The organism is Pseudarthrobacter sp. NPDC058196, assembly GCF_042882685.1.
Lineage (GTDB): Bacteria > Actinomycetota > Actinomycetes > Actinomycetales > Micrococcaceae > Arthrobacter.
The window spans coordinates 21,983-29,415 of the sequence record NZ_JBHVVN010000024.1; the positions used below are offsets into that span (position 1 = coordinate 21,983).

Consider the following 7,433-nt stretch of genomic DNA (forward strand, 5'->3'; position numbering starts at 1 on the left):
GCTGTCCCGCGCCGACGTGGGGACAGCCTTTTTCATGGAATTTTTATGCAAATTTTGGCAACCGGTTGCCGTTATTTTGCCATGTCGTTAGGATTGCAGCCAGAACAAAGCCCCGGCCCCAAGTGGCGGCCGGCAGGCTGCACCGGGTAAAGGAGCCCGCATCATGAAACAGTTGAGCAAACTGAGTATCGTCGGCTACGGCGCCGGGGATCTCGCCAACAACCTCGCATTCACGCTTTCCACCACCTACCTCCTGCTCTACTACACAGACGTAGCGGGCATCTCGGCGGCGGCGGCGGGCACGCTTTTCCTGCTGGTCCGCTTCTTCGACGCTTTCGCGGACATCTTCGCCGGCAGGATCGTGGACCGCACCTTCCACCGGAAACTGGGCAAGTTCCGGCCCTTCATCCTCTTCGGCGGCCTCCCGCTGCTGATCATGAGTGCACTGACCTTCTCGGTCCCCGCGGGCTGGAGCCACGACGGCAAGCTGGCGTACGCCTACCTCACCTACGCGGGCCTGGGCCTGGCATACTCCTTGGTCAATATCCCCTACGGTTCCCTCGCCGGGGCGATGACGCAGCAGCCGGCCGAGCGCGCCAAGCTGGGCGCTGCCCGTTCGTGCGGCTCCCTGATAGTGGGCTCCGGGCTGCTCTTCTTCATCACCCCGCTCACCAAGCAGGGCGCCGCACAGTTGCAGCCGCTCTTCACAGCATTGACCATCAGTTTTGTGGTGGCGGGCATGGCGCTGTACCTGCTGACCGTCTTCACCACCCGTGAAGTGGTGCACCGTGACGTTACCAAGGTGACGTTCAAGCAATCACTGGCCACGCTCAAGGGCAACCGTCCGCTGCTGATGCTCTGCATTTCCTCGCTGCTGATGCTGACCGCCAGCACCGGCCTGTCCACCATCCAGGTCTATTACCTCCGCGATGTCCTGCAGAACGTCAGCCTGGCCCAGCCCATGGCCATCGTCAACGTGGTGCTGGCCGTCGTCGTGATTGTCCTCACCCCAGCCATGGTCCGCCGCTGGGGCAAGAAGGCCTTGTACCTGATGGCCGGCGGGCTGGTGATGGCCGGTTCGCTGCTGGTCATCTTCACCCCGCATTCAATGACCAACCTGGCCTTCACCGGACTCGTCGTCAGCCTGCTGGGCGTCCAGGTCATGAACATCGTGGTGTGGGCCCTGGAAGCGGACACGGTGGAATACGGCGAAGCGCGGACCGGCGTCCGCACCGAAGGCATCATCTACTCGCTCTTCTCCTTCACCCGCAAGATGGGCCAGGCCCTGGGCGGAGCGGTCATGGCCTATGCGATCGCCAGTGCGGGCTACGTCCGGTCCGACGCCGGCCAGAGCGAAGCCACCATCCAGGGGCTCCAGCTCGCCGCGGGCCTGGTACCCCTGGTGCTGTGCGGCCTGGGCATGGCTATCATGCGCTTCTACAAGCTCACCGATATTGCCCACGCGGAAATCGTCGCGGAAATCAAGGCCCGCCAGGCCGTGACCGCGTCAGTGGACAGCCGGGAAACGGCCATCCACGCGGACCGCCGCTGACCGCCCAAAAATACTCCTTACCGCCACAACGTCCCCCCTCCGACCCGACCGTCTCCGAAAGGACCTGCTGTGAAAATCATTGCCGCGGAAGTGTTCGTTACCAGCCCCACCCGGAACTTCGTGACCCTCCGGATCACCACGGACGACGGCGTGACCGGTATTGGCGACGCCACCCTGAACGGCCGCGAGCTCGCCGTCGCCGCCTACCTGAAGGAGCACGTCGCGCAGCTGCTCATCGGCAAGGATCCGCACCGGATCGAGGACACCTGGCAGTTCCTGTACCGGAGCGCGTACTGGCGCCGCGGCCCGGTCACCATGGCGGCCATCGCCGCCGTCGACATGGCGCTGTGGGACATCAAGGGCAAGGTTGCCGGACTTCCCGTCTACCAGCTGCTGGGCGGGGCGTCACGGAACGGCCTGCGCGCCTACGGCCATGCGTCCGGTTCGGACATCGAGTCGCTGTTCGATTCCGTGCGGGAGCACCTGGAGCTCGGCTACAAGTCGATCCGGATCCAGACCGCCATCCCGGGGATCAAAGCCGTCTACGGTGTGGCTGCCCAGGCGCAGGCGTCCGGGGAGCGGTATGACTACGAGCCGGCCGGCCGGGGAGCGTTCCCGCAGGAAGAGGATTGGGACACCCGCGCATACCTGCGGCACCTGCCCACGGTCTTCGAGGCTGTCCGGAACGAGTTCGGTCCCGAGATCCCGCTGCTGCATGACGGACACCACCGGATGACGCCCATCCAGGCCGCGAAACTGGGCAAGGCACTGGAGCCGTACGACCTGTTCTGGCTGGAGGACTGCACCCCGGCGGAGAACCAGGAGGGCCTGCGCCTGGTCCGCCAGCACACCACCACGCCGCTGGCGATCGGTGAAATCTTCAACACCGTGTTCGACTTCCAGACGCTGATCAAGGAACAGCTGATCGACTACGTCCGGGCAGCGTCCACGCACTTCGGCGGGATTTCACCGCTGAAGAAGGTCATGGACTTCGCGGCGCAGTACCAGATCAAGTCCGGTTTCCACGGCCCCACGGATATTTCCCCGGTGGGCTTCGCCGCGCAGCTGCACGTGGGCCTTGCCATCCACAACTACGGCATCCAGGAGTACATGCAGCACTCGGACAAGACCAACGAGGTCTTCGAACAGTCCATGACCTTCACCGACGGCTACCTGCACCCCGGCGACAAGCCCGGCATCGGCGTCGAATTCAACGAGGAAGCCGCCGCCGCGTACCCCTACCAGCAGGCCTACCTGCCCTACAACCGCCTGGTCGACGGCACCGTCCACGACTGGTAAGGAAGCACCCAATGAACAAGATCCGAATCGTCGTGATGGGCGTCTCCGGCTGCGGCAAGACCACCATCGGCGATCTCGTGGCCCGCGAACTGGGCATCCCGTTCCTGGACGGCGATTCCCTGCACCCGGTGGAAAATGTCGCCAAGATGGCTGCCGGCACGCCCCTGACGGACGAGGACCGCTGGCCCTGGCTGGCCACCGTGGGCAGCAGGCTTGCAGGGGCAGCCGACGGCGGCCTGGTCCTGGCATGCTCGGCGCTGCGCCGCGCGTACCGCGACGCCATCCGTGCGCAGGCCCCTGACACGGTGTTCCTGCACCTGAACGGCAGCAAGGAGGTCCTGAAGGCGCGGACGGAAGGCCGCACCGGCCACTTCATGCCTCCGGCGCTGCTGGATTCCCAGCTCGCCACCCTCGAACCGCTCCAGGACGACGAAGCCGGCGTGGTGGTGGACATCGCCGCACCCGTCGCCGAGGTGGTGGCCCAGGCACTCAAGGGCATCGCCGGCGTCGTACCTCCCGCCCGGACGGCCGGGGGCAGCCAGCCGCGCCAGTTCGACGTCGACCTCGCCGCCGCGCCGTTCAACCTCGACGCCGGAGCCATCGCCTGGGTGGAGGGCACCCTTGCGGGGATGACGCTCGAGGAAAAGATCGGGCAACTGTTCATCAACCACAACAATGACTACTCGCCCGGGTACCTCGACGGTGTGCTGGACAACTATCACGTGGGCGGCATGCGCTACCGGCCGGGCCCGTCCGCCGCTGTGCAGGAACACATCCGGTACGCCCAGTCCAGGTCCAGGATCCCGCTGCTGGTTGCGTCCAACCCGGAGATGGGCGGGGCCGGCAGCTGCGACGACGGCACCTTCGTCTCCACGCACCTGCAGGCAGGCTCCCACCCGGACAAGAACATTGCCCGGCAAATGGGGCAGGTCGCCGGCGTTGAGACGGCCGCACTGGGGTGCAACTGGGCCTTCGCGCCGATCGTGGACATCCACTACAACTGGCGGAACACCGTCATCTCCACGCGCTCGTTCGGGAACACACCGGAAATCGTGGTGGAGCGGGCCAAGGAATACTTCGACGGCATCAGTGAATCACCCACGGCCTGCGCCATGAAGCACTTCCCGGGTGACGGCATCGATGAGCGGGACCAGCACGTGGTCACCTCCTACAACACCCTTGGGTACGACGAATGGGACCGTACCTACGGGCACGTGTACCGGGAAATGATCGCCCACGGCGTCCAGTCGATCATGGTGGGCCACATTGGAGCACCGGAGGTTTCGCGGCACTTCCGGCCCGGCCTGGCCGACGCCGATATCCTGCCGGCCACGTTGTCCCCGGAGCTCCTGCAGGACCTGCTGCGCGGGGAGCTCGGCTTCAACGGGCTGGTCCTCACGGATGCTTCACAGATGGTGGGCCTCACGCAGGCCATGAAGCGCAAGGACCTGGTGCCTGCCACGATCGCCGCCGGCTGCGACATGTTCCTCTTCTTCCGGAACCCGGCCGAGGACTTCCAGTACATGCTGGACGGGTACAAGTCCGGCGTCATCACGGAGCAGCGGCTGCACGACGCGCTGCGGCGGATCCTTGGGCTGAAGGCGTCGCTGGGCCTGCACCTGAAGGCTGCAGACCAACTGGTGCCGCCTGCGGAGGCCCTTGCGGCGATTGGCAGTGCTGAACACCGCGCCGTGGCCGCGGAGATCGCCGACAAGACCGTGACCCTGGTCAAGGACACAGCCGGGAACCTGCCCATCACGCCCGAAACCCATCCGCGGATCCGGCTCTACGGCATCTCCGGCGGCGCCGACTTCACCCGGGCTGATCCGCTGGCCTACCTCGGCGTGGTCAAGGAGGAGCTGGAGGCGGCGGGGTTTGCGGTCAGTCTCTTCCGGACGGCGGAGCAGCGCGAGGCTGCCGGGGAGGCGGGCGTGAACTTCATGTCCATCATCTCCGAGGAAGCCGCGGGGGACTATTCGGAGAAGTACGACGCCGCCTTTGTGTTCGCCAATGTGAAGGGTTTCGCGCAGGAGGCGGCAATCCGGATCAAGTGGTCCTCGCCCATGGCGGCGGAGATCCCTTGGTACGTCACGGAGGTACCCACCGTTTTCGTGTCCCTGAACCAGCCGAACCACCTGATCGACGTGCCGATGGTCAAGACGGCAATCCACGCGCACGCCGGAACCCGGGAGGCGATCCGGGCAGCTGTGGAAAAGATCCAGGGCAAGTCCGAATTCCAGGGCACGTTCAACGAGAACGTGTTCTGCGGGTCCTTCGACACACGCCTGTAGGGGCCTTGGACCAGGGATGCCTCGAGGCGTTGGTTCGTAGCCTCGAGGCATCCCTGAAACCAAGAGGAGGCACGGCACGGCGCCGGACGGCCTGCTACTTCGCGGCCCTGCTGCCCTGGCCCGACAACCAATCGAGGGCTTCGTCTTCGTTGGTGAAGTACGCGGTGGGAGTCAGCGACCGTTGCGAAAATGCCGCCACGACCTTGCCCATAGGTCCGTTGCCGATGAGGGCCACCGCCGAGAATCCGCGGTAGGCATTCATGCCCGCCCTGGCTTCGGGCGTCAACCCGGCCACCCCGTTCAGGTCAACGAGGAGTGGCAGGATCCACCCGCCGCTGAAGCCCTCCAGGGCCCGGGCAGCCCTAACGGCAATCTCGTACGTGATGTGGACATCCGGGGCCCAGCGCAGCCGCAGAACGCCGTGCTCGCAGGAAGCTGCGAAAAACTCGTTCATCCGTGTCCCCGTCCGCTCTTCGGCTTGCTTTCCAGGCGCGTGTGCCTGATTGAAACCCCATTCTGCCCGAATAGTGCAAAACACTCATCCTGCGGACGGTTCGATGTCGGAGCTGTAGCTTCCGGCTCGCCGCTCCGGGCGTGCGGAGAGACTCAGAGGGGCGCCGTGCACCACTCACGGCGGCGCTGGTGGCCCCGTCCCGGGAAGCGGAGGCGCCGCCGGCCCCCACTTAGACTGGCTTGGATAACCCAACCTAAGGAGGGCCAGTGCGTTCCCTTGTCATGCACCACATAGCCGGACCGCTGACCGTTGAGGAAGTAGACCAGCCGGAGGCGCCGGCGGGAGGTGTGGTGATCTCCGTCGTCGCCACCGGCTTGTGCCGCAGCGACTGGCACGCGTGGGCCGGCCACGACGACATCGCCCTGCCGCACGTCCCCGGCCACGAGTTCGCCGGCGTCGTCGTTGAGGTCGGCCACGGAGTAACCGGCTGGGCAGTGGGTGACCGGGTGACGGCGCCCTTCGTCGAGGGTTGCGGGGCCTGCGAGTGGTGCCTGGGCGGCAATGCGCAGGTATGCCCGGAACAGCAGCAGCCGGGCTTCACGCACTGGGGGTCGTTCTCAGAACGCGTGGTGATCCATGCGGCGGATACCAATCTCGTCGCGATCCCCGAAGGCGTCAGCTTCGAAGCGGCTGCCAGCCTGGGCTGCCGTTTCGCCACCGCATACCGGGCCCTGACAAGCCGGGCCCGCCTGGCCGCCGGTGAATGGGTCACCATTGTGGGGGCGGGCGGCGTTGGCCTCAGCGCCGTCATGATTGCCAAGGCACTGGGCGGCAAAGTCATTGCCGTGGACCGGAACGCGGCTGCCCTCGATGCGGCGGCTTCCCTTGGGGCCGATCATGTGTTGGTCGCCGACGGTTCTGATATTCCGGCGAAGGTGCATGCCCTGACGGGAGGAAGCCACGTCTCCATCGACGCCGTCGGCAGCGAGCAGACGTGCGCCGACGCGATCCTGAGCCTCCGGCGCCGCGGCCGGCACGTCCAGATCGGGCTCCTGCCGCCCGTTGAGGGCCACCCCCGCGTTCAGATGGCCCGGGTCATTGCGTGGGAGTTGGATGTTTTCGGAAGCCACGGGATGGCCGCGGCGGATTATCCAGGGATGCTCGCGCTGATCGAATCTGGCGCACTCAAGCCGCAGAAACTCATCGAGCGCGTCATCGGATTGGAAGAGGCCGCAGAGCTGCTGCCCCGGATGGACAGCGCAAACGTCGCGGGCATGACCATGATCCACCCTGCCGGCTGACGCTTCTCTGGGGGTTGCACGGCGTAACTGGGCTCGGGCAAGCGAAAGGCCCTGGTTCCATTGTTTCCAAGGGAACCAGGGCCTTTCTGCGTGGCGGTGACGGTGGGATTTGAACCCATTTCGGAGGTCAAGCGTTCGTTAGAAGTACCGTCATAATCCTTGCATTTACGGGACTTTTATCCCATCTGCTCACATCTGCAAGCAGCATTTCACAGGCACTCCTGCACCAAAATGCACCACAACTGGTCGCGGCGCATCGCTGAGGGTCGGTTGTCTGAGCTTTTCGATGGCCCTGCGTGTGGACTTATCTCCGGGAGCGAACGTCTTTGACCACTCTGGGGGCGGCCATGTATGCTCGAACCAACACGACAGGCTCGCTTCTCTCAATGAGACGCGGGTCTGTTCTCTTTCTACCCCGATTCCGGGAACGCAGGACGATGATGTCAATGGCCACTAGTTTCTGCCCACCAGCGGCCAGTTAAAGTTCCCGCTGGTGGCCAGTAAAGCTGCCCGGTGATGGCCAATAGATCTGCCCA

General features: G+C 65.1%; 5 protein-coding genes. 4 read left to right on the forward strand and 1 reads right to left on the reverse strand.

The features are described from left to right. Nucleotides 1-163: 163 nt before the first annotated feature. The 3 genes from uidB to ACFVVC_RS22195 all read left to right on the forward strand — a co-directional run bounded on the left by uidB (nt 164) and on the right by ACFVVC_RS22195 (nt 5,142). Nucleotides 164-1,552, forward strand: coding sequence for a glucuronide transporter (uidB, locus tag ACFVVC_RS22185; RefSeq protein ID WP_387458463.1), 1,389 nt, complete (start codon nt 164-166; stop codon nt 1,550-1,552). Between the two features lie 69 nt (nt 1,553-1,621). Then, entirely contained in the window at nt 1,622-2,851 is a 1,230-nt protein-coding gene (gene manD / locus ACFVVC_RS22190) for a D-mannonate dehydratase ManD (RefSeq protein ID WP_387458465.1), read from the forward strand. Nucleotides 2,852-2,862: 11 nt separating this feature from the next. Then, nucleotides 2,863-5,142 (forward strand): gluconokinase, GntK/IdnK-type, encoded by a 2,280-nt coding sequence (locus ACFVVC_RS22195; RefSeq protein ID WP_387458467.1) that lies wholly within the window; start codon nt 2,863-2,865, stop codon nt 5,140-5,142. 94 nt (nt 5,143-5,236) lie between these two features. Here the strand turns inward: ACFVVC_RS22195 and ACFVVC_RS22200 are convergent, their stop codons facing one another. Then, on the reverse strand, nt 5,237-5,596 hold the full coding sequence (locus ACFVVC_RS22200; RefSeq protein WP_387458469.1) for a hypothetical protein: 360 nt from the start codon (nt 5,594-5,596) through the stop codon (nt 5,237-5,239). A gap of 281 nt (nt 5,597-5,877) precedes the next feature. Here ACFVVC_RS22200 and ACFVVC_RS22205 point away from each other — a divergent pair, with 281 nt between their 5' ends. Continuing rightward, nucleotides 5,878-6,897 carry a zinc-binding dehydrogenase gene (locus ACFVVC_RS22205; RefSeq protein WP_387458471.1) on the forward strand — a complete coding sequence of 340 codons (1,020 nt, stop codon included), beginning with the start codon at nt 5,878-5,880 and terminating at the stop codon, nt 6,895-6,897. The last annotated feature ends 536 nt before the right edge of the window (nt 6,898-7,433 follow it).